The sequence below is a fragment of the Pseudomonas sp. PDNC002 genome (assembly GCF_016919445.1).
Lineage (GTDB): Bacteria > Pseudomonadota > Gammaproteobacteria > Pseudomonadales > Pseudomonadaceae > Pseudomonas.
Genome location: NZ_CP070356.1, coordinates 3,353,296 through 3,377,434, shown reverse-complemented (window position 1 = coordinate 3,377,434; position 24,139 = coordinate 3,353,296). Strand labels below are relative to the sequence as shown.

Below are 24,139 nucleotides of genomic sequence, written 5' to 3'. Positions count from 1 at the left end.
CATGCGCTCTCTTACCCTGCATCTGAAGGTCCTGATCGCCATCCTGCTGACGCTGGGCGTCGCGATCACCGCCTACCAGATCTTCGTCCTCGGCATTCCCATGACCGAGGCCGAGACCGACGACCTGTGGAACATCGACGCCAAGGTCGAATTCGTCGCCACGCCGAAGACCCCGGTGAAGGTGCAGATGTTCGTACCGCCGCTGGCCCAGGACTACGTCAGCCTCAACGAGAGCTTCGTTTCCAACAATTATGGAGTGGGCATCAACCGCTCCGACGGCAACCGCAAGGTGACCTGGTCCTCGCGCCGCGCCAGCGGCCAGCAGACCCTGTACTACCGCCTGGTGCTGACCAAGCGCTACGCCGGTGCCAGCGGCGAGAAGGCCAAGGAGAAAGGCCCGATCTTCCGCGACAGCCTGCCCCTGGAAGGTCCGGACAAGATCGCCGCCGAAGCCCTGATCGCGCCGATCCGCCAGCATTCGGCGGACGTCGAGACCTTCGTCAGCGAAGCCATCAAGCGCGCCAACAACCTCAACGACGACAACGTGAAACTGCTGCTGGCCGGCGACACCAGCCTGGACAAGCGCTCCCACGTGGTCGAGACCCTGCTCGCGGTGGCTCACGTGCCGCTGGAGCGCGTGCACACCATCCGTCTGGTCGCCAACCAGCCGCAGCAGCCCGAGCTCTGGCTGCGCAGCTACAACGGCAAGGAGTGGCTGTACTTCAATCCGGAAACCGGCGAACGCGGCTTGCCCAACGACCGCCTGATCTGGTGGCTGGGTGACGAGAGCCTGCTGTCCATCGAAGGTGGCAAGAAGGCCCAGGTCAGCTTCAGCCTCAACAGCAGCGAGATGAACGCCATCCGCCTGGCCAAGCTGTCCGACGAGAACACCGACGCCGCCTTCCTCGAGTACTCGCTGTACGGCCTGCCGCTGTCCACCCAGCAGACCTTCCAGATCATGATCATGATCCCGTTCGGCGTGCTGGTGATCCTGATCCTGCGCAACCTGATCGGCCTGCAGACCCTGGGTACCTTCACCCCGGTGCTGATCGCCCTGGCCTTCCGCGAGACCGGCCTGCAGTGGGGTATCGGCCTGTTCACGGTAATCACCGCGCTGGGCCTGTCGCTCCGCTCGTACCTGGAGCACCTGAAGCTGCAGATGCTGCCACGCCTGTCGGTGGTGCTGACCTTCGTGGTGGTGATGATCGCCGCCATCAGCCTGCTCAGCCACAAACTCGGTTTCGAGAGCGGCCTGTCGGTCGCCCTGTTCCCGATGGTGATCCTGACCATGAGCATCGAACGCCTGTCGATCACCTGGGAAGAGCGCGGCGCCGCCCACGCCATGAAGGCGGCCATCGGCACCCTGTTCGCCGCCGCCCTCGCGCACATGCTGATGCGCGTACCGGAGCTGGTGTACTTCGTGTTCACCTTCCCGGCCGTGCTGCTGATCCTGGTGTCGTTCATGCTGGCGATGGGTCGCTACCGCGGTTACCGCCTGACCGAACTGTTCCGCTTCAAAGCCTTCCTCAAGGACTAAGCCATGTTCGGCCTGATCAAGCGATGGAGAGCCCTGGAAGCCAAAGGCATCATGGGCATCAACCGACGTAACGCGGACTACGTGCTGAAGTACAACGAACGGCACCTGTACCCGATCGTCGACGACAAGATCATCACCAAGCAGCGCGCCATCGAGGCGGGCATCCACGTACCGGAGATGTACGGGATCATCTCCACCGAGAAGGAAATCGAACGCCTGCCGGAGATCATCGGCGAGCGCAGCGACTTCGTGATCAAGCCGGCGCAGGGCGCCGGCGGCGACGGCATCCTGGTGATCGCCGACCGCTTCGAGGAACGCTACAAGACGGTCTCCGGACGGATCATCAGCCATGAGGAAATCGAGCACCAACTGTCGAGCATCCTCACCGGCCTGTACTCCCTGGGCGGCCACCGCGACCGCGCGCTGATCGAGTATCGGGTAACCCCGGACCAGATCTTCAAGAGCATCAGCTACGAAGGCGTGCCGGACATCCGCATCATCGTCCTGATGGGCTACCCGGTGATGGCGATGCTGCGCCTGCCGACCCGCCAGTCCAACGGCAAGGCCAACCTGCACCAGGGCGCCATCGGCGTGGGGGTGGACCTGGCCACCGGCGTGACGCTGCGCGGCACCTGGCTGAACAACAAGATCAGCAAACACCCGGACACCACCAACGCGGTGGATGGCGTGCAACTGCCCTATTGGGACGGCTTCATGAAGCTCGCCGCCGGCTGCCATGAATTGTGCGGCCTGGGCTACATCGGCGTGGACATGGTGCTGGACCAGGACAAGGGCCCGCTGATCCTCGAGCTCAACGCCCGCCCCGGCCTGAATATCCAGATCGCCAACGACTGCGGCCTGACCCTGCGCACGCATGCCGTCGAGGCGCATCTCGCCGAGCTGGAAGCCAAGGGCGTGAAGGAAACCGTGGAAGAGCGCGTGCGCTTCTCCCAGCAGCTCTTCGGCCACGTGCACCCGAAGGAAGTCTGAGGGGCCCTGCTCCATGAAAAAGCCCGGCAAATGCCGGGCTTTTTCATGGGTGACCGCTGGGATGCAACCCCGTAGGGCGCATAACCTGGAACAGGTTATCCGCCGGATACTCTATGGCGGATAACGCTGACGCGTTATGCGCCCTACGCAACTGGGCGGTTCGCGAGCAAGGACTAGGCGTCCCCCTCGGTCCTACGAAAAGCATCGCCCCCGCGCACAGCTCATCGCACGACAGCCAGCTCGAAGCCCCCCTGGTCGCTGTGCTCGCGTACCTTCATCCCCGCCTCGTTCACCGCCAGGTTTTCCAGCGGCCGCTTGTAGGGCTTGTTGTCGAGGGTCTGCAGGCTGCGATCCTCGTCGGTGGTCAGCAGCAACACATAGCGCTCGCCCTGGTTGGCGCGCACCGGCACCGTGCCCTCGATGAAGGCGTAGCGGTACCAGGTCTCGGGGTTGAGCTTGTACACCGCATCGCTCACCAGGCGGGTCGGACGCTTCTGCTCGTCGAGGAACAGCAGCGACGGATAGACCACCTGGTGGTTGGCGAAGCTGCGCACGCGCAGGCCGTAGACACGCTGCGAACTGGGCAGCTTCATCGCCACGAAATAGCTCTTGCCCATGGGGAAATCGAAGCTGGGCGAGAACTTGTTCAGCTCCTCGTAGCGCGGCTCGTCCGAGGACAGTTCGGTGAAGTCGCCATCGCCCATCTGCTCACAGCAGCGCCGCTGCAGGTCGACATAGAGGTCATCCAGGGTCTTGCCGCTGCCCTTGAGCAGCGCCTTCATGGCATCGGTCTGCTCACCCATGCCGTCGAGCCCCGGCAGGTTGCTGGGACGGGTCTTGAGATCGATCTGCCGGCCCTCGGTGAAGGCGATCTGGCTACCGCCCTGCTCGCCCCGGCGGAATGCTGCGGCGCGCTGCTCGCTGGTGATCGGCGAGTTGCGTACCTGGCCCTTCTCGTCGACCCAGGTGAAGTAGGGGCTGCCATTCTCGCTGCGGACGAAACCACGGTCCTCATAGGACTCTGCGTCGATGTACTCCGCGGAATGATCGCCATTGGGCAGCACGTAGTCCGCGCGCCCCGGCGCCACCTGGCCGGCGGCATAGAAGCTGTTCTGCAGGTTGCCCTGGGCGTCGACCCAGGTGAAATAGCGGCGCTTGCTCTCCCCCGCCGGCTTGCTGCCAGGCCACTGGGTGACGCTGACATCCATCAGCCGGGCGCGGTCGCTCTGGTCGATGCGCCGGTCCGCCTGGCGCTGCTGCTGGGCATAGGTGGCGTCGACGAAGGTGTTGTGCACCTGGCCGTTGTCGTCGATCCACGACAGGTAGCGCCCGCTGGCGGAATACGCCGCGGGAGCGACCAGCCCGGCGGCGGCGAGGCAAGTCATCAGGAGGGTCAGCCTGCGCATGTCCAATGCCCTCAGAAGGTGGTGCGGTAAGTCATGGCGAAGATATAGGCCTTCACCGTGGTATTCACGTCAAGACCCGCGTAGGGGTTGTAGACCAGGTTGTCGATGCCGGTGCAGTTCAGGTTGCAGCTGGAGCCCGCCTTGATGCTCTGCTTGGAGACGAAGTAGTTGAAACCGAGGTCGATGACCGTGTCCTTGTCCCACTGGTAGCCCAGGCCGAGGCCATAGAGATCGGCATCGCCGATCGGCACCAGAGCGTCGGCCTTGTCCTTGGGAATCGCCGAGGGGCGGTACTCGTAGCCGGCGCGCAATTGCAGGCGGTCGTTGACGTCGTACTGCATGCCCATGGCGTAGCTCCAGGTGTCCTGGTAGCCGCGGTCGAGGATGATGCTGTGGTTGGTTGCGCCGTTGGGGGCGAAGTTCTTGGCGATGCGCAGCAGGTCGAGTTCCTTGTCGAACTCGATCTCGAACTTGTTCCAGTCGCTGTAATCGGTCCACTTCAGGTCGAAGTTGAACTGCCACTTGTCGAACGGCCGCAGCTTGATGCCGGTGGAGAAGCTGTCCGGGTTGACCAGGTTCATGGTGGCCACGCCATGTTCTTCGTCGGCGTTGCCGTAGGGGAACAGCGGACTGAGGAACGCGCCGAAGACGGAGTTCTGCATGCCCGACCAGAAACCCTGCCAGTCCTTGGTGTAGTCGACGCGGTATTTGCCCTTGAGGTGCATGCGCGACTCGCTCTGGTAGGTCGCGCCCCAGGCGAACCAGTCGTAGGGTTCCCAGAGGATGCCGAGGTTGTAGCTCGGCGACAGGGTCTGCTGCATGTCCAGCTTGAGGTTGGCCAGCGAATCGTAGGGGCCGATCCGCCCACCGCAGACGTTGAACACCAGTTCGACGATCTCCTGCGCGCCGGGCACGCAGGTGGTGTCGTGCAGGGTCTGCAGCAGGCCGGTGAGCAGGCCGGGGTTGCGGAAGTCGGTGTCCAGCGCCATCGCCTGGTGGGAAAAGCCGATGCTCATGCCCACCGAGAGGTCGTCGTTGACCTGGTATCCCAGCGACGGCGAGAAGTAGGTGATGCGCTGCAGCGAGACGCGGCGCCCTTCGAAGCGCCCCGGATCGCTGTCCGAATCCCGCGAGTAGCCCAGCGCCTGCGGAGCATAGACGTTGGTGGCGAAGGTGAACTTGGAGCCCGGCGGGTTGATGGAAAGGCCCGCCAGCGGGGCCACCAGCAGCGGCATGTCGGTCATGCCGCCGAGGCCCGGCAGGTACATGGTCGGCGTCAGGGTCCGGCTGCTGTCGCCGGCCACCGGGTCATCGTCCAGGCCGAAGGCCGAGGAGCCGTAGTCCGGCGGTGCGTGGAAGCCGGCGCGGATATCCATCACCCCGGTGATCAGCTTGATCGCCGTCTGACGGCCCTTGAGTTTGGTCAGCGCGGCCGGGTTGTAGTGCACCGCGTCGATACCGGTGGAGTCGGCCGTGACCGCGTTGGCCATGGCCATGGCCTTGGGGTTGCCGATGGTCAGATCGTTCGCCAGTTGAGCGTGGGCGAGCGTCGCCCAGCCAAGACTCACCCCTGCCATCGCCACCGCGAGGGGCGAAATGCGCATAGTCATGTGGTAGTCGCTCGTCGGTTACTGGGCCTTGAGGCCTTGGATATCCAGGGGAAGGGAAAGCCCTAGCAGTACATCCGGCGAGTCTTCGGTCAGACCGAAACCGGCGTTCACGTTGACGATGTAGTCGGGTGACGTTCGCAGCCCGAGCGAGAAGTTCATGATCGCGCTGGTCTGTTCCGGCGCCTCTACCGTGCGGTCGTTGAAGTAGTACTTGTTCTTGAACGAGTAGGCCATCTGGTACGAAGTGGCCAGCGACACGTCGTAGGACAGGGCATAGGCCATGCCCATGGCGAAGTTGATGGTGTCGCCCGGCACCACTTTCTGGAGTTCTTCGCCGTACTGGTTCTGGTGGATGTTGTCGACCTTCATGTTGTAGGTGTAACCCAGCGATCCGTAGAGCACGACCGGGTCGATCACGTAGGACATGTTGGCGCCGCCGCCCAGGCTGTAGTAACCACTGCCGGTGGATACGTCGCTGGCCACGTTCGTATCGTAGGGGCTGTCGCCGGTGGGCAACCCCAGGGTCGCGTAGAGGGTGGTGACCGGTGCGCCGCGACGAGCCGCCCAGGGCTGCCAGCGCAGGGTCGCGGAAATGTCACCCAGGCTGTAGGCGTGGATATCGCGCTCGGTGTCGTACTTCGCCACGAACGGCAGGCGCATGCTGAAGGTCAGGTTGTCCCAGATGCCGTAATCGAAGGTGAAGGAGTTGGTGAAGGTGTGCTGCGCCTCGCTCTGCGCCAGCACACTGTAGACGTTCTGGCCGGTGCGCACCGCCTGGATGCGGGTGTCGCGCATCAGCGAGTAGTCCAGTCCGTAGGTGAGTTGGCGCTCGCCCTTCTTGAGCAGGGTGTAGCTCTTCTCCGCAGCCTGGAAGACTTCCTCCAGCGCCTTGGCGCTGTCGGCGTCGCTATCCTTCTTGGCCAGTGCATCGCGCGCATCCTCGGACGACTTCTCTTCCGCCACGGCGCCTGTACTGGCCAGCAAGGCCAGAGCGGCAACGCACGCAAACCCCTTCAAATCCATCTCGCTATCCCCTGGTCTTGTTCTTATTCGTATGGGCCGATCGGGCAATCACTTGCGCCGGATGTACTGGACATCCCCCTTCGAGGCGGCTTCGCCAATCTGGTTCTGGGTGAGCTTGCTCATCTCCGGGAACTCGCGGAAAGCCAGCAGGCTGACGGTCCGGTCATCCACCAGGCGCAGGTCGTTCTCCCTCAGTTCAAGAGCGTTCTTGGGCTCCTGGCCGCTGGGGTAGATGACGAAGAGCACGTTCTGGTCCCAGATTTCCTCGAAACGGGCGCGGGTGAAACTGATGTTGCCCAAGGCAGGATCGGCAACGAAAACATGGTCGTTGTAGACATCACGGACCACGACGAAATGCTTGAAACCGGCATAGTGGATCGGCACCAGCGCCGGGTGTTCGAGCGAGTCCAGGTCGGAGAACTCGGCACGGAAGCCGCCACTCTTGTAGCCGAGTGCGGCGGCGTAGCGCTTCATGTCCAGAAGCGAGAATCCACGGCGCTGGACGATCTTGTCGGCCTCGCCGTACTTGATCAGGCCTTCCATGACCTGACGCTCCTCCAGGTTGCGCCCGAGGTAGTAGTCCAGCAGCGTGGTCAGCGCCGCAGAGCCGCAGCTGTAGTCATAGGCCTGGCGAATGACGTTGCGGAACTGCACCTGGCTCATCGGTTCGAGCTGCACCGATTCGCGGAAGGGACCATTGGGCGTGAGCGGCTGCGAGATATTCACTGTGCCCTGCTGTTGCGGCTTGGTATCCACGGCCTGGGTAAAACCGAACAGGCCCAGCAGGCTTCCCAGCAGAATCTCGAACATCCAGCCCCCTTCTCCTCAATCCTGGAAGAACCTTGCCGGCGAACGCCGGCAAGGGTTACCGCGCGTACAACCTCGGGATCAGTGACCCCAGACCTTCACGGTCGAACCAGCCAGGTTCAGGTTGGATACGGTCAGCGAGCCAATGCTGGCGCCAGTGGTGCCAACCTTGACGGCGTCGATGGTGACGTCGCCGGTCACGGTGGGCAGGCCGATGGCCAGCTGCTGGGTTGCAACAGCGGTGCCGCCACCGGCCGGGGTGATGTTGGTGGTCACCACGTCGACAGTCATCGGGGCGTTGTCGGCAATGGTCACGCTCGGCAGGTGGATACCCTGCAGGACCAGGGAACCACCGCCGGCGTCGGCGTCCTTGTAGGTGACGGCGCCGATGGAGGCGTTGAAGGTACCGGAAATGCTGATGCCGTCCTGGCCGGTGATACCGGACAGTGCAGCGTCATCCATGGATTTCATGTCGGCATGTGCCAGGAACGGAGCGGCCAGAACTGCGCTTGCAAGAACCAGTTGCTTGATTTTCATTGTTATAACTCTCCAGTGTTCAGGTGGGTTGCCCCAGGCACTGCAAGGAGCGTCCTGCCCCTCTGCAGGTTGACCGGCTTGGCCGGTCCTCCAAACCCGCAGCTTCTTCCATAGGCGCCGCGGGCATGGATTCGTGAAGCACGAAGCTTCGCGTCCTGATCTCCAAGCTACTGACCCGCCTTGAACCTGCCAGCCCATCCAAGGGATGGCGCAAAACCGACCTTCCCACTCAGGCTTCGCTGAGCAATCCCAGACTCTTCCCCTTGAGTACCGCCTGGGTCCGACTGCGTACGCCGAGCTTGGCGAACAGGTTGTGCAGATGCCACTTGATGGTGGCCTCCGACAAGTGCACCGCCTGGGCGATATCGCGGTTCGACAAACCCGCCGCCACGAGCCGCAGGATCTCCCGCTCGCGATGGCTAACATCCTGATTTTCATCGAAACTTTCCGGATCGACGGACAGCCTGCGGCATTGTTCTCGGAGCAGTTCCGCCACCCCCTGCCAGGCCGAGGCGCGCTTGGGCTCCGCCGCTTTCCAGGCCTCCCAGAGCGGCAGCAACCACAAGGCATCGTCCTGGAACAGCCGGCGATAGCCCAGATTCCACGCCTCTTCCAGCGTGGGGGCGAACAGAGCGAAGGCCTTTTCGCTGTTACCTTTCTGCCAATACGCCACAGAAAGTAACAGCGACAGACGCAGCCGCCGGTCGCGCTGATAGGCCGAGGTGAAGCCCGCCAGGCAGGACTCCAGGCGTTGCTGCGCGCGTTCGGCGTGGCGCTCGGAAAGCGCCAGGCGCGCCTCCGCCATGACCAGCGCCGCATGGGCATCGGCATAGCGCTCGGCGTTGAGCCCGGCAAGATGCCGCGCAAGCTGCAGGCAAACGCGCTCGGCCTCGTTCGGCCGGCGCATCCACAGCAACAGCTGCACCTTGCAGCTCATGGCGAGCGCATGCACCCGCTCATAGCCCGGCGACTGCAGGCCAACCAGCCATTCGTCGAGCTGGGCCAACCCTTGTTCGGCCTCGCCGGCGAAGAATCGCGCCTTGGCCATCACCAACTGACCGCGGCTGATCAGCTCCACCGGCGTGGCGACGTCGCGCCAGGTGGTGGCCAACGGCAATTCGGCGAGGATCGCGGCGTGGCGATCCTGCTCATACAACAGGTCGGCATAGGCCAGCGACAGCGGCCCGCCCACCCGGCTGCGCCGGCCGAAGACCCGCTCCACGCGACTGCGCGCGCTTTCCGCGATGGTCCGGCCACGCTCCAGCTCGCCACGCTCCTTGCAGATCAGCGCCTCGATCATGCTGACCACGACCTGCAAGTACTCGCTGTCCGCCATGCGCAGGCAATCGCGGGCGACACCGATGGCGTTCGCCGCTTCGGCGTAATCCCCCAGCAGCGCATAGGCCGCCGCCTGGATGCACGACAGGCTGGCACGGAACACCGGCTGGTTGCCCGGCACCAGCGCCAGCCACTGGCGCGCCACCTTCAGGCAGGCTTCCAGCTTGTCCTGGTAGAGCAACACCAGCGCCTTGAGCACCTGGGCCACCGCCAGCAACTCGGCCATGCCGAAATGCCGGACCTTGCCCTGCCCTTGCAACAGGCGGGCACTGAGCTCTTCGATCAGCGCCTCGGCCTCGGCGAACTTCTGCTCGAAGGCCAGTTGCCAGGCGTAGAAGATCTGGAACACCGGATGCTCGCGGATCACCTCGGCGGGAATGCTGCCGAGCATGCCGAGGATGCCGTAGACGCGGTTGCCGGCGATCAGCTTGGCGCCCTGGCGCTCCAGCAGGTCGGCGGCGAAGGCATAGTCACGGGCACGCAGGGCGTACTTGATCGCCCGGTCGGCCATGTCGCGACTCTCGCACCAGCGCGCAGCGGCGTGCAGCAGCGGCGTCGGGTCGGAGTTGCGGGCGAGGCGGCCCTGGAGAAACTCGGCGAACAGGTGGTGGTAGCGGAACCACTCGCGCTGGTCGTCCAGCGGAATGATGAACAACTGCTCGTTCTGCAGCCGCATCAGCATGTCCAGACCGTCGCGGCGGCCGGTCAGGGCATTGCAGAGTTCGGCACAGAACTCGTCCAGCACCGAGGTCTGGTCGAGGAACTGCTGCAGGGATTCGGGGAGACTGCGCAGCACATCCTCGGCGAGATAATCGGCGAGGTCGCGCTCGGTACCACTCAGGCCCTTGAGAAATCCGGCGCGATCCGGGTTGCGCGCCAGCGCCAGTGCGGCCAGGTGCAGCGCGGTGATCCAGCCTTCGGTGCGCTTGTGCAGCAGCTTCAACTCGCTGTCGGTCAGGGCCAGCCCCTTCAGCTCGGTGAGGTAGGTATCGGTCTCCTCGCGCGTCAGGCGCAGATCGTCGCCGCTCAGGCAGAAGGCCCAGGGCGCCAGGCCCGGCTCATCCACCAGGAAACGCGGGCGATAGCGGGTGCTGGTGACCAGCCGGATGTTGTCCGGCAGGTGCTCGATCAGGTAGCGCGCACCGTGGGCCAGCGCGGGATGGCGAATCTGGTGGAAATCGTCGAGGAACAGGTACAGCGGGCCGTCGAGGCGGGACAGGTCGGAGAGAAAGGCGTCGATGATGCCTTCCAGCGGCAGCGTCATGTCCGATTGCAGCAGGTTCGAGGTGTTGGCGCCAAACCCTTCCTCGACACTGCGGATGCTCGCCACCAGGTACTGCACCAGGCGTTGCGGCTCACTGTCACCCTCGTCGCAGGAGAGCCAGGCCACGTTCCGGCCATCTTCCTTCAGACGCTGCCTGAACAGGCTAAGGATGGTGCTCTTGCCGAAGCCGGCCGGCGCGCTGAGGATCAGCACGCGCTGCTGGCGGTTGGCATACAGGCGGTCGATCAGCGCGCGTCGCGGCAGCAGCGAATCGCTGTCGGTGCGCGGCGGGAACAGTTTGGTCCGCAGCAGCGGCATCGGCTGCTGCGGGAGGGTGGTCAGGGTCGTCATGTCAGAGCAGACTCAGCTCGCGGGCACGGCGAATCGCTTGAGTCCGATTGCGCACCTTGAGCTTCTCGTAGATGTTGTGCAGGTGCCATTTGACGGTGCCCAGGGCCAGCGACAACTGCTGGCCGATCTCCTCGTTGGAGAGTCCCTGCGCCGCCAGGCATACCACCTCGCGCTCGCGGTCGGTCAGACCTTCCTCGAGCACCTCCGGCAACCTGCGTGCTTCCTGCCCCGGCCAGACGGTCAACATTCCGCGAATGAAAACCTGCAAGGCCGGTTGCCGCTCGGTGGATTCCAGTTGCTGCAACAGCTGCCGGATCCCCTCGCCCTCCTCGATGAAAATGCTCCGTACCCCTTCCCGCTCGGCGCCGACCAGGCACTGTCCGAGCAGGCTGTGGGAACGCTCCTGGTAACCCAGGCGCTGGTAGCTCAGCGCTGCCAGCAAGTCCAGGCGCAGGCGCTGCAAGCCGTGCCAGCCCGGCTGCAACATGCCGCGCAGCTGGGTTATCTCATGCAGGGCTTCGCTGAAATGTCCGCGCGCCTGTAGCAGGCGAATGCGGCTGATGCCCTGCACCCAGAGCACCGGGTTGAACGGCATCTGCTTGTAGTGGCTGGCGAGCTTCGCCCAGTCGATCGCCTTGAGTCGCTGCTCGGCGCGCTTGCAGCGGTCGGTGGCGGTCTCCTGGAGGATCAGATTGATCTCCTCGCCCACCGCCATGGCGAAGAAGCGCCAGGACTGGTTGCGCGAGGCCAGGGTCTGCATCAGCCCGAGCGTGGCCAGCGCTTCCTTGCCGCGCCCCTGCAGGCGCTGGATGCGTGCCAGGCACTGCATGCCCTGGGCGTACAGGTCGATGGGGTTGACCACGTCGACCCGGCCCAGCGCCCAGCGCAGGCGTTCTTCCAGGCCATCGAGGTCGGTGCGGTAGTAGGCCGTCAGCGCCTCGGCGATGGCCGGCAGTGCCAGCGCCTGGGAGCGCTTGTCGAACAGCGGCATGGCCTGTTCGCGCACGCGCTCGATGAGCATCTGCGCCTGCTTGACCTGGCCCTGCTCCAGCGCCAGCACCACCTCGATGGTGCACAACTGCATGTGCAGGTAGCGGCCGTCGAGGAAGTGATTGCGCTGCTGCGCCAACCCCATCAGCCGCCGCGCCTGTTCGGCCTGACCGCGCACGACCTGGGCGAACGCGGCGATCAGCAGGATGGCGCCTTCGAGAAACGCGGAATTGCGCCCCAGCTGACTCTCGACGCGCCGAGCCAGCGTGATGCATTGCTCGAGATCGTCCTTCTGCAGCGCCAATACGGCTTTCACCGCAAGCGCCGAGAGGTATTGGTCGCCCATCGGGCCGCTGCCCTTGTGATCGCCCCAGCGCCCCAACAGCTCGTCGATCATGCGATTGGCTTCGGGCAGGCTGAGCTCCGAGGCGCGGGTCCAGACATCGCTGAGCACCAGGATCGGATAGCGCTCGGCGATCTCGTCCGGCACATGCCGGCGCCAGCGCGAAATCAGGTAGAGCTGGCCACGATTGATCAGCTCCAGCCCGCAACCGTCCACCAGCGCGGCGAGCATTTCCGGGTCCTCGGCGAGGCAGGCGTGCTCGATGGCCAGCGTCGGCATGTGGTGGTTGGTGAACCACAGGCTGGCGTTGAAGTGCAGTTGCTTGAAACGCTCGGGGTCGCGCTCGCGCAGGCGGGCACGGAGGAAGTCGGCGAACAATTGGTGGAAGCGGTACCACTGGCGATCACGGTCCAGCGGCAGGAGGAACAGCTGCATGCTGTCCAGGTGTTCCAGCAGCGCCTGGCCATCCTGGCGACCGGCAAGGGTATTGGCCAGATCGCCGTTGATGCGGTTGGCGATGCCCAGGGACAGCAGCGCGTCCTGGATATCCCGCGGCAGGCGTTCGAACACGGCGCGCAGCAGGTAATCGCCCACCGCCGCCTTTTCGCTGCTGAGCAGTTTGAGGTCTTCCGGCGCACCGGGTTGCTGGCGCAGCCACAGGCTGACCAGGTGAACCCCCGCCATCCAACCTTCGGTCTGGTTGTGCAACGACTGCAGGCAGCTATCTTCGAGTTGCAGGCCATCGCGGGCCAGGTACTCGCGGGTTTCGTCGCGGGACAGGCGCAATTCGTCCTGGCCGACTTCCAGCAGCAGGCCCTTCGCTCGCCAGGTGGCGAGGTTGAGCGGCGGCTGGGAACGACTGCCAATGGCCAGGGTCAGGCCGGGCGGCGCGTATTGAACCAGGCGATTGAGGCCGGCGAAGACATCGGGATGGTTGATCTCATGCAGATCGTCGAGTACCAGCAGAACCTTGCGCTCGTCGCGGGAAAGGTCCATCAGCAGGCTTTCCATCACCGCGACGACGGGCACGCGCATGGTATTGCGCACGTAGCCCAGCGCGTCCTCGCCCGTGCCCGGCACGGCGGTGGACAGCGCCTGAATGAGTTTCAGGCAGAAGCGACCGGGATCGTCGTCGTCGCTCTCCAGGGAGAGCCAGGCGACGCTATCGCCCTGCCTGGCACGGGTGCCGGACAGCGCCGCCAGGGCCGTGGTCTTGCCAAAACCGGCCGGGGCGGAGAACAGCAGTATCGAGGCATACGGATGACGATCCAGGGCATTCTGGACCGCGGGACGAATCAAATAATCAGCAGGCACCCGGGGGGGTGTTAATCTGGAGCGCAGAAGGCTGCCGGCTGCGGGTTCGAGCACTACATCCACGGCCTGTATCCCTATGTCATTATCGTTGTTGGTACGGAGCGTAGTCCGCGTGGGATATTTCAATTCTTATCAGAATGTCTTTCCTGCGTAAACTTAAGAAATAGCTCTAGGATCGACCCTTCAGACGACCTGATCACTTCATTTGCCTGCACGCGTCTACCCATGCCTGACTGTTTTCTGCACCCGCTTCCCTACCAGGAAGACCCGGGTGAACGCTTCGCCCTGATCCATCGCGCACCCGGCGCCGTCCTCCTGGATGCCGGTCGACCCATTGCCACACGTGGACGCTATGACCTTATGAGCGCCCAGCCATTGGCAGAACTGGCACCGGCTTCTGACGAATCGGCCAAGAGCTTTTTCGCCCGGGTGCGGGTGGCGCTGCAGAGCCTGGGCGACGCTCAGGCCCCCGATAATTGCAAAGTGCCATTCGTCGGCGGAATGATCGGCTATCTGGGATATGACTTTGGCCGGCGCATCGAACGCCTGCCCGAGCCGAACCTCGACGACCTCGCCCTGCCCGACGCGCGCCTGGGCCTGTATGCCTGGGCGCTGGTCACCGACCACGAGGAACGCAGCAGCCAGTTGGTGTTCCACCCTGCCTTGCCGCCTAGCGAGCAGGAGCGGTTGATTGCGCTATTCGAATGCGGTGCGACCGCCGAAGCCCTGCCGCCCTTCCGCCTGGGCGCGCCCTTCCGGCCGGACCTCAGCCGCGAGCAATACCGCGAGGCGCTGGAACGCGTGCATGGCTACATCCTCGCTGGCGATTGCTACCAGGTGAATTACACCCAGCGCTTTCGCGCGCCGTGCGATGGCTCGCCCTGGCTGGCTTACCGAGCGTTGCGCGAGGTCTGTCCTACACCCTTCGCCGGCTATCTGGAATTGCCTGAAGGCGCCGTCCTAAGCCTGTCGCCGGAACGCTTCATCCAGCTCCATGGCAACCAGGTCGAAACCCGCCCGATCAAGGGCACACGCCCACGCGGAAGCTCCCCCGAGAGCGACCGGGAAAATGCCGAAGCCTTGCTGGCCAGCGAGAAGGACCGCGCCGAGAACCTAATGATCGTCGACCTGTTGCGCAACGACCTGGGGCGCAGTTGCCGCCCAGGCAGTGTACGGGTGCCGGAGCTGTTCGCGGTGGAGACCTACCCCAACGTCCACCACCTGGTCAGCAGCGTGCGGGGCGAGTTGGCGGACGGCAAGGATGCGCTGGACCTGCTCGAAGGCAGCTTCCCAGGCGGATCGATCACCGGCGCCCCGAAAGTGCGCGCCATGCAGATCATCGATGAACTGGAACCGACCCAACGCAGCATCTACTGCGGCAGCCTGCTCTACCTCGACGTGCGCGGCGAAATGGACAGTTCGATCGCCATCCGCACCGTGCTGGTGAAGGACGGCCAGGCGAGTTGCTGGGCCGGCGGCGGCATCGTTGCCGACTCGGACTGGCAGGAAGAATACGAGGAGTCGCTGACCAAGGTTGACGTGCTCCTGCGCACCCTGGAAAGCCTGTAGCCCCTGTAGGAGCGAGCAAGCTCGCACCTACAAAGATCAAGAGCCCCTCACCCTCTCCCTCAGGGAGAGGGGACCGTACGGTGCAGGATAAAGCTATGGCGTCAGCCGGCACGATCTGCCCCCTCTCCCTGAGGGAGAGGGCTGGGGTGAGGGGAAAACAAGGCCACGGATTTTTCCAGGAAAAGACAGTTGCTCCTACCGAAAGCCGGAAAGAAAAAGCCCCGCATCTGCGGGGCTTTTTCGTCACATCCGGTCTTACAGGCTGAGCTGGCGGTTGGACGCCTTGAGGAACTCCTTCTTCAGGTCCTCATAGGTGTGCACGGCCGGGAATTGCGGGAACTCGCGAATCACGTTTTCCGGCGCGTGGAACAGGATGCCGGCGTGGGCTTCGGAGAGCATGGTGGTGTCGTTGTAGGAATCGCCAGCGGCGATCACACGGTAGTACAGGCTCTTGAAAGCAATGACCGACTGACGCTTCGGATCCTTCTGGCGCAGTTGGTAATCCACCACGCGATCGGTCTCGTCGGTGATCAGCTTGTGGCACAGCAGGGTCGGGAAACCGAGCTGGCGCATCAGCGGCTGGGAGAACTCGTAGAAGGTGTCGGAGAGGATCACTACCTGGAAGCGCTCGCGCAGCCAGTCGACGAACTCCACCGCGCCTTCCAGGGGCTTCAGGGTGGCGATCACTTCCTGGATGTCGGACAGCTTCAGGCCGTGCTCGTCGAGGATGCGCAAACGCTGCTTCATCAGCACGTCGTAATCCGGGATATCGCGAGTCGTCGCCTTGAGCGCTTCGATACCGGTTTTTTCAGCGAAGGCGATCCAGATTTCCGGAACCAGAACCCCTTCCAGGTCGAGACAGGCGATTTCCACGAACGATTTCCCCGCAGGTTTGACTTGAGAGGCGGCACTCTAGCCGCTCGCTCGGGGCGGCGCAACGCGGCACTTATACCCAAACACCACAGTCCACCTTCCTGATGGTTATTTAGGGGCATATTCGCCTCTTTGCTACCATCCCGCCCACAGAGCGCCTTGCGCCATTAAAACTAGGAATACCGCCTGATGAGCCTCCCGTTCGATATCGCGGAAATCGCCGCGACCTATGCCAGCAAATCCCCGCAGGACATCCTGAAGCTCGCCTTCGAGCACTTCGGCGACGACCTGTGGATTTCCTTCAGCGGCGCCGAGGACGTGGTGCTGGTGGACATGGCCTGGAAGCTCAACAAGAACGTCAAGGTATTCAGCCTGGACACCGGCCGCCTGCACCCGGAGACCTACCGCTTCATCGAACAGGTCCGCGAGCATTACGGCATGGCCATCGAAGTAATGACCCCGGACCCGCGCCTGCTGGAACCGTTCGTCAAGGAAAAGGGCCTGTTCAGCTTCTTCAAGGATGGCCATGGCGAGTGCTGCGGCATCCGCAAGATCGAGCCGCTCAAGCGCAAGCTGTCCACCGTCACCGCCTGGGCCACCGGCCAGCGCAAGGACCAGAGCCCCGGCACCCGCAGCCAGGTCGCCGTGGTCGAACTGGACGGCGCCTTCTCCACCCCGGAGAAACCGCTGGTCAAGTTCAATCCGCTGGCCAACATGAGCAGCGAAGACGTCTGGGCCTACATCCGCATGCTGGAAATCCCCTTCAACAGCCTGCACGAGCGCGGCTTCATCAGCATCGGCTGCGAACCTTGCACCCGCCCCGTGCTGCCGAACCAGCACGAGCGCGAAGGCCGCTGGTGGTGGGAAGAAGCCACGCAGAAAGAGTGCGGCCTGCACGCCGGCAATTTGATCAGCAAGGCCTGAGGCCTTAACCTCGGCTGACGGAAAATCCCACGTCAGCCCGCAGCCCAGGATCGGACTCCTGCATGCCTGCGGCGGAGCCGATCCCATGCGCATTACCCTGGTGAAGAAAGTCCTGGCCGACGGCCAGGATTGCCGCAAGTGCCGCGAAGTCCACGAACGCCTGGTCAAGGGCGGCTACCTGAACCGTATCGACCGCACCCTGGTCGCCGACGAGCGCAACCCTGCCAGCACCGGCTGGCTGGTCGCCGCACAATATGGCGTGGATACCGCACCCTTCTTCGTCGTGCGCCACGACGACGGCCGCGAGGTGGTCTACACGGTCTTCATGAGCTTCCTCCACGAAGTCCTCGAAGGCCGGGGCGAACTGCCGCTGGATTCGCGCGAGGCATTGGCGGAGCTGGCTCAGCGGGACGATCTCGATCGTTTGTGACGCGCTGCCCCTCTTGCACACCTCGCATCTGCCAGGCCGGGCCTTAAGGCTTCCTTCACCGGCCTGCGGCTAGGCTTACGCTGCCCATTGCACCGGCCTGTCACGGCCTCCATCCACCTGCCCGGCCGCCCCAGATGTCCAGCGCCTTGCCTTCGGTACCCAGCAATCTGCTGGATGCCGTCAACCAATCACTGTTCCTGCACATCAACGCCGCGCCAAGCACCTCCGCGGGGATGATTCATCTCGCCCAGCTGATCGCCACGGCCCCCTTGTTCCTGCTTCCGCTGGCCATGCTGTGGCTCTGGTGTCGTGGCGATGCCGGCCGGCGCAGCGCACTGCTCAGGGCGCTCTGCGTCATGGCCGCGAGCCTGGCCCTCGCGCAGACCATAGGCCTGCTCTGGCCCACGCCGCGTCCGTTCGCCTTGGGCTTGGGTCATGCGTGGCTCGCCCACGCCGCCAATGCATCGTTCCCCAGCGACCACATGACCCTGTTCGCTGGTGCCGCCATCAGCCTGCTCTGCGATGGGATCTACCTGCCGGGCGCAGCCATTGCGCTGACGGGCGTGCTGGTGGGATTGGCGCGTGTCTATCTCGGCATCCACTTTCCGCTGGACCTGCTGGGCGGCTGTGCCGTCGCTGCCATCGGCAATACCCTGGTGTGGATCGCCTGGAACCAGTGGGGCGGGCGTTGTACGGCGGCAGCGCAAGAACTCTATCGGCGCTGGCTGGCCCCGCTGATCCGACGCGGCTGGATTCGCGCCTGAAGCACCAATGAAAACGCCCGGCATGGCCGGGCGTTTTCGTATCGAGGCGGGACTCAGTAGACCGGCAACTCGATGCCTTCGAACAGCTCGTCCAGCTCGGTCTTGTTGTGGCACTGCACGGCCTTGGCCAGCAGGTCACGCGTCAGGTGCGGGGCGAACTTCTCGATGAAGTCGCACATGAAACCACGCAGGAAAGTGCCGCGACGGAAACCGATCTTGGTCACGCTGGACTCGAACAGGTGGCTGGCGTCGAGCATCACCAGGTCGCTGTCGAGCTTCGGATCGACCGCCATGTGCGCCACGATGCCCACGCCCAGGCCTAGGCGCACGTACGTCTTGATCACGTCGGCGTCGGCGGCGGTGAACACGACTTTCGGTACCAGGCCGCGCTGGTTGAAGGCCTCGTCGAGCTTCGAGCGGCCGGTGAAGCCGAACACGTAGGTCACGATGGGCTGCTCGGCGAGCAGTTCCAGGGTCAGCTTCGGCACCTTGGTCAGCGGGTGGCCCTGGGGCACGATCACGCAACGGTTCCAGCGGTAGCACGGCATCATGATCAGGTCACCGAACAGCTCCAGCGCCTCGGTAGCGATGGCGAAATCGACGGTGCCGTCGGCGGCCATCTCGGCGATCTGCATCGGCGTGCCCTGGTGCATGTGCAGGGAAACGTCCGGGTACTGCTTGATGAAGCCGCTGATCACGCCGGGCAGCGCATAACGCGCCTGGGTGTGGGTGGTGGCGATGGACAGCGTGCCCTTCTTCTCGTTGGAGAATTCCTGGGCAATCTGCTTGATGCTCTCGACCTTGCGCAGGATTTCGCCGGCGGTATTTATGATGCGCTCACCGGCCGGGGTCACGCGGGTGAGGTGCTTGCCGCTGCGGGCGAAGACTTCGACGCCCAGCTCATCCTCGAGCAGACGGATCTGCTTGCTGATGCCGGGCTGGGAGGTATAGAGGCTTTGGGCAGTGGCCGAAACGTTCAGATCGTGGTGCGCGACTTCCCAGATATAGCGCAGTTGCTGAAGCTTCATGGAATTTCCTCGAAATGAATGTCGCGACCCGCGATCAGGGGCTTCTGTTTTATAACCATATTAATGGTTTAAGGAATAAAACTAGACGTTTTTTTTCGCCCTGCATGCCATTCGTCTAATGCCGTACGGAAATTCCGGGCTTGCCCGACGTATCGTCACAAACCCTTCAGCGGTGCTGCAGCATCGGCACCAGATAGACCGGCACCTCGGCCAACTGCACCAGGCGCCCCGACGTCCGCCCCAGCGGTGTATTCAGCCCTTCCCCATGGCTGTGGCTGCCGACGATGATGATGTCCACGGCCAGGCGCCGTGCCTCCTCCAGAATCACCATCGGTGGGTCACCCTGAACCACGCGCACCGAACGAATAAACTCGGCATCCTGCCGCGCCTCCCCCAGTTCGTCGCGAAACCCTTCCATCACTCGCTGCTCGATGCTGCCCATGACATTGGCCAGGCCATTGGTGCGCATCTCCTTGAGCGTGCCTTCATCCAGGTAGGTCTGCAGAACCGACTCGGCGAACAATCCCAGCGGCTCGACCGCATGCACCACGTAGAGCTCGGCGTTATAGGCGCGGGCCAGCGAGAGAGCGTGCTGCAGTACGTAGGGGGCGTAGAGGCCAAGGTCGGTGGCGTAAAGAATCGATCTGATCATGCGGCCTCCTCGACTGCCTGCGCGGCGGGGCCTATCAGCAGCGTAGCAGGAGAACGTCAAACCCTCCGAGATGGCCGGTTGTCACGGGCGGACGGCTATCCGGAGACTTTCTGCTCGTTGCTCACACCGTGGGGAACGTGGCCCGTCGCTACTACATCGCGCGCCTTCTCGCAGTGCGCCGGCTGGTCGTCGAAGAACACGTCGGCGGCGAACGCTTCGAGGAACGCCGCCTTGTCGAGGCCACCGAGAAACAGCGACTCATCCAGGCGGATGTCCCACTCGCGCAGCGTGCGGATCACCCGCTCGTGGGCCGGCGCGGAACGTGCGGTCACCAGCGCTGTGCGGATCGGGCAGGACTCCTGCGGGAAGGCCTGCTGCACCCGGTTCAACGCCGCCAGGAAAGGCTTGAACGGGCCGCCGCCCAAGGGTTCGCGGGCGGACTCGCGCTCGTGCGTCTGGAAGGCCTCCAGCCCGCCCTGCTGATAGACCCGCTCGGAGTCGTCGGAGAACAGCACCGCGTCACCATCGAAGGCGAAGCGCAGTTCGCCGTTGGCCTCCCGGCGGGTGCCGCCGGACAGGATGGTCGCCGCGGCGAAGCCGGCCTCCAGCGCGTTGCGCACGTCATCGATGTGGGTGGAAAGGAACAGGTGGCAGTTGAAGGCCTTGAGGTAGGGATAGGGACTACGCCCGCCGACAAAGGCAGCGCGGGAAATGCCCAGGCCGTAATGCTGAATGGAATTGAACACCCGCAGCCCGGTATCCGCGCTGTTGCGCGAAACCAGGATGACTTCCACCGGCGCACTGTCGGTTCCGCCATTGAGGGCCAGCAGCTTCTGCACCAGGGCGAATGCATCTCCCGGCGGCAACACCTGGTCTTCTCGGGCAATCTGGTACTGGCGATAGGCTTCGACACCCTCGCTCTCATAGACCTGATGGCTCTCGCGCAGATCGAACAGCGCCCGCGACGAAATCGCCACCACCAGCTTGTCGCCCAGCCCTTTCGCCATGCGTGTTTCCTCGGTGTCAGGCTCCGCGAGCCTGGTTGCGTGCGTCGATGAAGCGCAGCGCGCGGTAGAGCGCCTCGATCTTCGGCAACTCGCGCCCCGCCTTGCGGGCAGCGTCGAGTGGCGCGGCGTAAATGGCGCCCAGCTCCAGCGGCCGGCACTGGCTGAAGTCATGGTACATGCTGGGCAGGTAGTCCGGCATGGCGTCGGTGGAGCTGAGCATCGCGCCGACGATTCCCGGCGGCAGCGAATGCCCGCAGGCAGCCGCGCCCGCGATCACTTCTTCCATCAACTCGCTCACCAGCGCGCGGCTGTCGGGGTTGTCCATGATGGCGCGGGTGCCCGTATCGAGCAGAACGGAAAGACCGTTGTAGGGAATGTTCCAGACCAGTTTCTGCCAACGCGCCTGTTCCAGGTTGGGCATGGCGTTGGAATCCAGGCCGGCACTGCGGAACAGGGCGGCGCCCTCCTCCACGATGGCTTGCCGCGCCTCGGCTTCCCCGGCAGGACCGGAGTGATAGCCGATGTTCACGCCGCCGAACGCCTGGTGCTCGATGACACCCGGCTCGGCGCGGTGCACACAGATGAAGCAAAGTCCGCCCAGCAGGTGAAGATGATCCGGCAGTAGCGCGCGCAGTTCGTCCTCGACGGCCAAGCCGTTCTGCAGCAGCAGGACCTTGGCGCCCTTCGCGGCGGCACGCTCGATCAGCGGCGCGAGATCGGCGTTGCTGGTGGTCTTCGCGCCCACCAGCAGCCAGTCGCAGGCCGGCATGTTGGCGACGTCGTCATAGGCATTCACCGGAGACAGGCTCAGTGCGCCATGCACCTGGCTGTTCAGGCGCAGGCCATTGCGCACCACGGCGGGATATTCGCTGCGCAGCAGGAAATGCACATCGTGCCCGGCACGGGCCAGCATCAGGCCGTAGAAACCGCCAATGGCGCCGGTTCCAATGATGCCGATTCGCAAATTCATCAAGGCAACTCCTCAGCAGGGCGCGACAGGCCATCGCGCAGGGCATGAATCAGGGGTTCGGGGCGCAGGGGCGCATGGATGGGCCCGAGAAAATGACCGTCGCGCACCAGGAACAGGGAAGGCAGATGGAAAACCTCGTAGCGCTCGACCAGGCCGCCGTTGTGACCGGCATCGACCCAGCACAGCCGATCCACAGGCAGGCCGAACTCCGGCAGCGCTTGCCGCGCCCAGCGACAGGACGAGCAGCCGGGGCTGGTGAAAATTAGCAATGACACGCCGGGCAGCTCCAGCAGCCGGCGGTCGGCGTCCAGGTCGGACAGCTCCAGCGCCGGCACTATACTGAGGTTGCCAACACTATAAAGATTGCAGTCGGAGCGTTCCGTCATGCGTCAGTTCCTGCGTCACCCATGCGACCTTCCGGTCGAGCTGGTCATCCGCAAGCAGACCTTCCTGCCGCGCCAGCGGTTGCACAATATCAGCCTCGGCGGCGTGGCGTGCAACTCGCCGCGGGGCTTTCGCCGCGGCACTTCCATCGAACTGCGCATCCCCCTGCTGGGTGACGCCGCGCGTTACGCGGGGATCGTCGCCTGGAGCCGCAAACAGAACAGCGACTACCGCGTGGGCATTGCCTTCATCGACGAGGACACGCTGTTCCGTGCACGAATGATTGAGCAGGTCTGCCAGATCGAGCACTACCGCCGCCAGCGGGCACTCGTGGAGGGTGACGAGCTGCCGATCGGGGACCTGGCACTGGAGTGGATCGCGCAGAACGCCGCAGACTTCCCATTGTTTTGCGCGGTCTGAAGGACGCGGCGCAGAAAGTCGCGCGAATGCCCGTATTTCGGGCTTTTTCCTGCCTCGGGCCATTGTCGAGGCGGCCGCGGAACGGTTAAGGTTCGGGTTCCCCTTAGCGACACTTCTGCCTGCGCCCCATCGCACGGGGAATCCTGGCGGCCGGCACCCGTGACCTGATTGAGTACCACGATGGCTGATTTACAGATCGACGACCTTAACGTTGCCTCCAACGAGACCCTGATCACGCCGGAGCAGCTCAAGCGCGAAATCCCCCTGACCGACGCCGCCCTGCGCACCGTCGCCAACGGCCGCCAGGTCGTCCGCGACATCCTCGACGGCAAGGACCACCGCCTGTTCGTGGTGATCGGCCCCTGCTCGATCCACGACATCAAGGCCGCCCACGAGTACGCCGAGCGCCTGAAGGTCCTGGCCGCGGAAGTGTCCGACACCCTGTTCCTGGTGATGCGCGTGTACTTCGAAAAGCCGCGCACCACCGTAGGCTGGAAAGGCCTGATCAACGACCCGTACCTGGACGACTCCTTCAAGATCCAGGACGGTCTGCACATCGGCCGCCAGCTGCTGCGCGACCTCGCCGAAATGGGCCTGCCCACCGCCACCGAGGCGCTCGATCCGATCTCCCCGCAGTACCTGCAGGACCTGATCAGCTGGTCGGCGATTGGCGCGCGCACCACCGAATCCCAGACCCACCGCGAGATGGCCTCCGGCCTGTCCTCGGCGGTCGGCTTCAAGAACGGCACCGATGGCAGCCTGACCGTGGCGATCAACGCCCTGCAGTCGGTTTCCAGCCCGCACCGCTTCCTCGGCATCAACCAGGAAGGCGGCGTCTCCATCGTCACCACCAAGGGCAATGCCTACGGCCACGTGGTACTGCGCGGCGGTAACGGCAAGCCGAACTACGACTCGGTCAGCGTCGCCCTGTGCGAGCAGGAACTGACCAAGGCGAAGATCCCGCTGAACGTGATGGTCGACTGCAGCCACGCCAACTCCAACAAGGACCCGGCCCTGCAGCCGCTGGTGATGGACAACGTCGCCAACCAGATCGCCGAAGGCAACAACTCCATCGTCGGCCTGATGGTGGAAAGCCACCTGGGCTGGGGCAGCCAGCCGATCCCGAAGGACCTGTGCCAGCTGCAGTACGGCGTCTCGATCACCGACGCCTGCATCGACTGGGACACCACGGTGAAGGCCGTGCGCAGCATGCACACCAAGCTCAAGGACGTCCTGCCTACCCGCCAGCGCGGCTGACGCTCAAGGCAGATACGAAAAAGCCGGGCAATTGCCCGGCTTTTTCATGTCCGCTCTGCGTGGATCAGAGCGCGGTATCGGTATGACGCTGGCGGCGTTCCAGGTAGCGCTCGACATAGGAGCACGACGGGATGACGCTGTAGCCCTTGCGCTCGGCATACTGCAGCGCGTGTTCGGTAAGGGCGGCGGCGATACCGCGGCCGCGCAGGCTGTCCGGTACGAAGGTGCGATAGATGTCGAGCGTCTGCTTGCCCAGATCCATGTAGGCCAGATAGGCGCGATGACCATCAACAGTCGTTACGAACTGGTGGCTGGTTTCATCGTGTTGGATGGACAACGACTCACTCACTT

The 24,139-nt window shown here is 64.0% G+C and carries 22 protein-coding genes; 8 read left to right on the top strand and 14 right to left on the bottom strand.

From position 1 onward, the window contains the following. Position 1: 1 nt before the first annotated feature. Together JVX91_RS15600 and JVX91_RS15595 are read left to right on the top strand one after the other, a co-directional pair. Complete coding sequence (locus JVX91_RS15600; protein ID WP_205335109.1) at positions 2-1,537, top strand: inactive transglutaminase family protein; 1,536 nt, start codon at positions 2-4, stop codon at positions 1,535-1,537. Positions 1,538-1,540: 3 nt separating this feature from the next. Beyond that, positions 1,541-2,527 carry an alpha-L-glutamate ligase-like protein gene (locus JVX91_RS15595; RefSeq protein ID WP_205335108.1) on the top strand — a complete coding sequence of 329 codons (987 nt, stop codon included), beginning with the start codon at positions 1,541-1,543 and terminating at the stop codon, positions 2,525-2,527. 221 nt (positions 2,528-2,748) lie between these two features. Here JVX91_RS15595 and JVX91_RS15590 read toward each other — a convergent pair whose 3' ends face one another. The 7 genes from JVX91_RS15590 to JVX91_RS15560 all read right to left on the bottom strand — a co-directional run bounded on the left by JVX91_RS15590 (position 2,749) and on the right by JVX91_RS15560 (position 13,573). Then, on the bottom strand, positions 2,749-3,933 hold the full coding sequence (locus JVX91_RS15590) for a MalM family protein (RefSeq protein ID WP_240201600.1): 1,185 nt from the start codon (positions 3,931-3,933) through the stop codon (positions 2,749-2,751). Positions 3,934-3,944: 11 nt separating this feature from the next. After that, positions 3,945-5,543, bottom strand: coding sequence for an outer membrane protein transport protein (locus JVX91_RS15585; protein WP_205335107.1), 1,599 nt, complete (start codon positions 5,541-5,543; stop codon positions 3,945-3,947). An 18-nt stretch (positions 5,544-5,561) separates the two neighbouring features. Continuing rightward, positions 5,562-6,566, bottom strand: a complete 1,005-nt coding sequence (locus JVX91_RS15580) for a transporter (RefSeq protein ID WP_205335106.1) — start codon at positions 6,564-6,566, stop codon at positions 5,562-5,564. A 48-nt stretch (positions 6,567-6,614) separates the two neighbouring features. Then, entirely contained in the window at positions 6,615-7,376 is a 762-nt protein-coding gene (locus JVX91_RS15575) for a C39 family peptidase (protein ID WP_205335105.1), read from the bottom strand. Between the two features lie 78 nt (positions 7,377-7,454). Beyond that, the gene (locus JVX91_RS15570; RefSeq protein ID WP_205335104.1) at positions 7,455-7,910 is read right to left on the bottom strand and encodes a DUF6160 family protein; all 456 of its coding nucleotides are present in this window, start codon (positions 7,908-7,910) and stop codon (positions 7,455-7,457) included. A 229-nt stretch (positions 7,911-8,139) separates the two neighbouring features. Next, positions 8,140-10,863 carry a helix-turn-helix transcriptional regulator gene (locus JVX91_RS15565; protein WP_205335103.1) on the bottom strand — a complete coding sequence of 908 codons (2,724 nt, stop codon included), beginning with the start codon at positions 10,861-10,863 and terminating at the stop codon, positions 8,140-8,142. A 1-nt stretch (position 10,864) separates the two neighbouring features. After that, the gene (locus JVX91_RS15560; protein WP_205335102.1) at positions 10,865-13,573 is read right to left on the bottom strand and encodes a helix-turn-helix transcriptional regulator; all 2,709 of its coding nucleotides are present in this window, start codon (positions 13,571-13,573) and stop codon (positions 10,865-10,867) included. 162 nt (positions 13,574-13,735) lie between these two features. Between JVX91_RS15560 and pabB the strand changes: the two genes are divergently transcribed. Continuing rightward, a complete protein-coding gene (pabB, locus tag JVX91_RS15555) occupies positions 13,736-15,079 on the top strand; it encodes an aminodeoxychorismate synthase component I (RefSeq protein ID WP_205335101.1) in 1,344 nt (447 codons plus the stop codon). Positions 15,080-15,334: 255 nt separating this feature from the next. On the opposite strand, the gene thrH is transcribed toward pabB, so the two are convergent. Then, the gene (gene thrH, locus JVX91_RS15550) at positions 15,335-15,952 is read right to left on the bottom strand and encodes a bifunctional phosphoserine phosphatase/homoserine phosphotransferase ThrH (protein ID WP_205335100.1); all 618 of its coding nucleotides are present in this window, start codon (positions 15,950-15,952) and stop codon (positions 15,335-15,337) included. Between the two features lie 189 nt (positions 15,953-16,141). On the opposite strand from thrH, the gene JVX91_RS15545 reads away from it, so the two are divergent. The 3 genes from JVX91_RS15545 (at position 16,142) to JVX91_RS15535 (ending at position 18,070) form a co-directional block, all read left to right on the top strand. Then, positions 16,142-16,876, top strand: a complete 735-nt coding sequence (locus JVX91_RS15545) for a phosphoadenylyl-sulfate reductase (RefSeq protein WP_205335099.1) — start codon at positions 16,142-16,144, stop codon at positions 16,874-16,876. An 85-nt stretch (positions 16,877-16,961) separates the two neighbouring features. Then, entirely contained in the window at positions 16,962-17,306 is a 345-nt protein-coding gene (locus JVX91_RS15540) for a hypothetical protein (RefSeq protein WP_045208573.1), read from the top strand. Positions 17,307-17,440: 134 nt separating this feature from the next. Then, entirely contained in the window at positions 17,441-18,070 is a 630-nt protein-coding gene (locus JVX91_RS15535; protein ID WP_205335098.1) for a phosphatase PAP2 family protein, read from the top strand. A gap of 53 nt (positions 18,071-18,123) precedes the next feature. Here JVX91_RS15535 and cysB read toward each other — a convergent pair whose 3' ends face one another. The 5 genes from cysB to JVX91_RS15510 all read right to left on the bottom strand — a co-directional run bounded on the left by cysB (position 18,124) and on the right by JVX91_RS15510 (position 22,113). Continuing rightward, positions 18,124-19,098, bottom strand: coding sequence for an HTH-type transcriptional regulator CysB (gene cysB / locus JVX91_RS15530; RefSeq protein ID WP_015476838.1), 975 nt, complete (start codon positions 19,096-19,098; stop codon positions 18,124-18,126). Between the two features lie 166 nt (positions 19,099-19,264). Next, positions 19,265-19,750 carry a universal stress protein gene (locus tag JVX91_RS15525; protein WP_205335097.1) on the bottom strand — a complete coding sequence of 162 codons (486 nt, stop codon included), beginning with the start codon at positions 19,748-19,750 and terminating at the stop codon, positions 19,265-19,267. Positions 19,751-19,845: 95 nt separating this feature from the next. Further along, positions 19,846-20,757: a 5'-nucleotidase gene (locus JVX91_RS15520; protein WP_205335096.1), complete on the bottom strand. Its 912-nt coding sequence runs from the start codon at positions 20,755-20,757 to the stop codon at positions 19,846-19,848. Between the two features lie 16 nt (positions 20,758-20,773). After that, on the bottom strand, positions 20,774-21,727 hold the full coding sequence (locus JVX91_RS15515; protein WP_205335095.1) for a putative 2-dehydropantoate 2-reductase: 954 nt from the start codon (positions 21,725-21,727) through the stop codon (positions 20,774-20,776). Next, the gene (locus tag JVX91_RS15510) at positions 21,727-22,113 is read right to left on the bottom strand and encodes a thioredoxin family protein (RefSeq protein ID WP_205335094.1); all 387 of its coding nucleotides are present in this window, start codon (positions 22,111-22,113) and stop codon (positions 21,727-21,729) included. The genes JVX91_RS15515 and JVX91_RS15510 overlap by 1 nt, the downstream gene beginning before the upstream one ends. Between JVX91_RS15510 and JVX91_RS15505 the strand changes: the two genes are divergently transcribed. Next, positions 22,112-22,531, top strand: coding sequence for a PilZ domain-containing protein (locus JVX91_RS15505; RefSeq protein WP_205335093.1), 420 nt, complete (start codon positions 22,112-22,114; stop codon positions 22,529-22,531). The two genes, JVX91_RS15510 and JVX91_RS15505, sit on opposite strands and share 2 nt — an antisense overlap. Positions 22,532-22,711: 180 nt before the next feature. Beyond that, positions 22,712-23,788, top strand: a complete 1,077-nt coding sequence (locus JVX91_RS15500) for a 3-deoxy-7-phosphoheptulonate synthase (protein WP_205335092.1) — start codon at positions 22,712-22,714, stop codon at positions 23,786-23,788. Positions 23,789-23,852: 64 nt separating this feature from the next. Here JVX91_RS15500 and JVX91_RS15495 read toward each other — a convergent pair whose 3' ends face one another. Continuing rightward, positions 23,853-24,137 carry a GNAT family N-acetyltransferase gene (locus JVX91_RS15495; protein WP_017516909.1) on the bottom strand — a complete coding sequence of 95 codons (285 nt, stop codon included), beginning with the start codon at positions 24,135-24,137 and terminating at the stop codon, positions 23,853-23,855. Positions 24,138-24,139 lie beyond the last annotated feature (2 nt).

Coding starts and splice junctions, on each gene's coding strand:
- JVX91_RS15585 (WP_205335107.1), bottom strand. CDS start 5,543: ATGACTATGCGCATTTCGCCCCTCGCGGTGGCGATGGCAGGGGTGAGT.
- JVX91_RS15570 (WP_205335104.1), bottom strand. CDS start 7,910: ATGAAAATCAAGCAACTGGTTCTTGCAAGCGCAGTTCTGGCCGCTCCG.
- pabB (WP_205335101.1), top strand. CDS start 13,736: ATGCCTGACTGTTTTCTGCACCCGCTTCCCTACCAGGAAGACCCGGGT.
- JVX91_RS15540 (WP_045208573.1), top strand. CDS start 16,962: ATGCGCATTACCCTGGTGAAGAAAGTCCTGGCCGACGGCCAGGATTGC.
- JVX91_RS15590 (WP_240201600.1), bottom strand. CDS start 3,933: ATGCGCAGGCTGACCCTCCTGATGACTTGCCTCGCCGCCGCCGGGCTG.
- JVX91_RS15600 (WP_205335109.1), top strand. CDS start 2: ATGCGCTCTCTTACCCTGCATCTGAAGGTCCTGATCGCCATCCTGCTG.
- JVX91_RS15565 (WP_205335103.1), bottom strand. CDS start 10,863: ATGACGACCCTGACCACCCTCCCGCAGCAGCCGATGCCGCTGCTGCGG.
- JVX91_RS15525 (WP_205335097.1), bottom strand. CDS start 19,750: ATGATCAGATCGATTCTTTACGCCACCGACCTTGGCCTCTACGCCCCC.
- JVX91_RS15515 (WP_205335095.1), bottom strand. CDS start 21,727: ATGAATTTGCGAATCGGCATCATTGGAACCGGCGCCATTGGCGGTTTC.
- JVX91_RS15595 (WP_205335108.1), top strand. CDS start 1,541: ATGTTCGGCCTGATCAAGCGATGGAGAGCCCTGGAAGCCAAAGGCATC.
- JVX91_RS15510 (WP_205335094.1), bottom strand. CDS start 22,113: ATGACGGAACGCTCCGACTGCAATCTTTATAGTGTTGGCAACCTCAGT.
- JVX91_RS15545 (WP_205335099.1), top strand. CDS start 16,142: ATGAGCCTCCCGTTCGATATCGCGGAAATCGCCGCGACCTATGCCAGC.
- JVX91_RS15575 (WP_205335105.1), bottom strand. CDS start 7,376: ATGTTCGAGATTCTGCTGGGAAGCCTGCTGGGCCTGTTCGGTTTTACC.
- JVX91_RS15500 (WP_205335092.1), top strand. CDS start 22,712: ATGGCTGATTTACAGATCGACGACCTTAACGTTGCCTCCAACGAGACC.
- JVX91_RS15520 (WP_205335096.1), bottom strand. CDS start 20,757: ATGGCGAAAGGGCTGGGCGACAAGCTGGTGGTGGCGATTTCGTCGCGG.
- JVX91_RS15505 (WP_205335093.1), top strand. CDS start 22,112: ATGCGTCAGTTCCTGCGTCACCCATGCGACCTTCCGGTCGAGCTGGTC.
- cysB (WP_015476838.1), bottom strand. CDS start 19,098: ATGAAGCTTCAGCAACTGCGCTATATCTGGGAAGTCGCGCACCACGAT.
- JVX91_RS15535 (WP_205335098.1), top strand. CDS start 17,441: ATGTCCAGCGCCTTGCCTTCGGTACCCAGCAATCTGCTGGATGCCGTC.
- JVX91_RS15580 (WP_205335106.1), bottom strand. CDS start 6,566: ATGGATTTGAAGGGGTTTGCGTGCGTTGCCGCTCTGGCCTTGCTGGCC.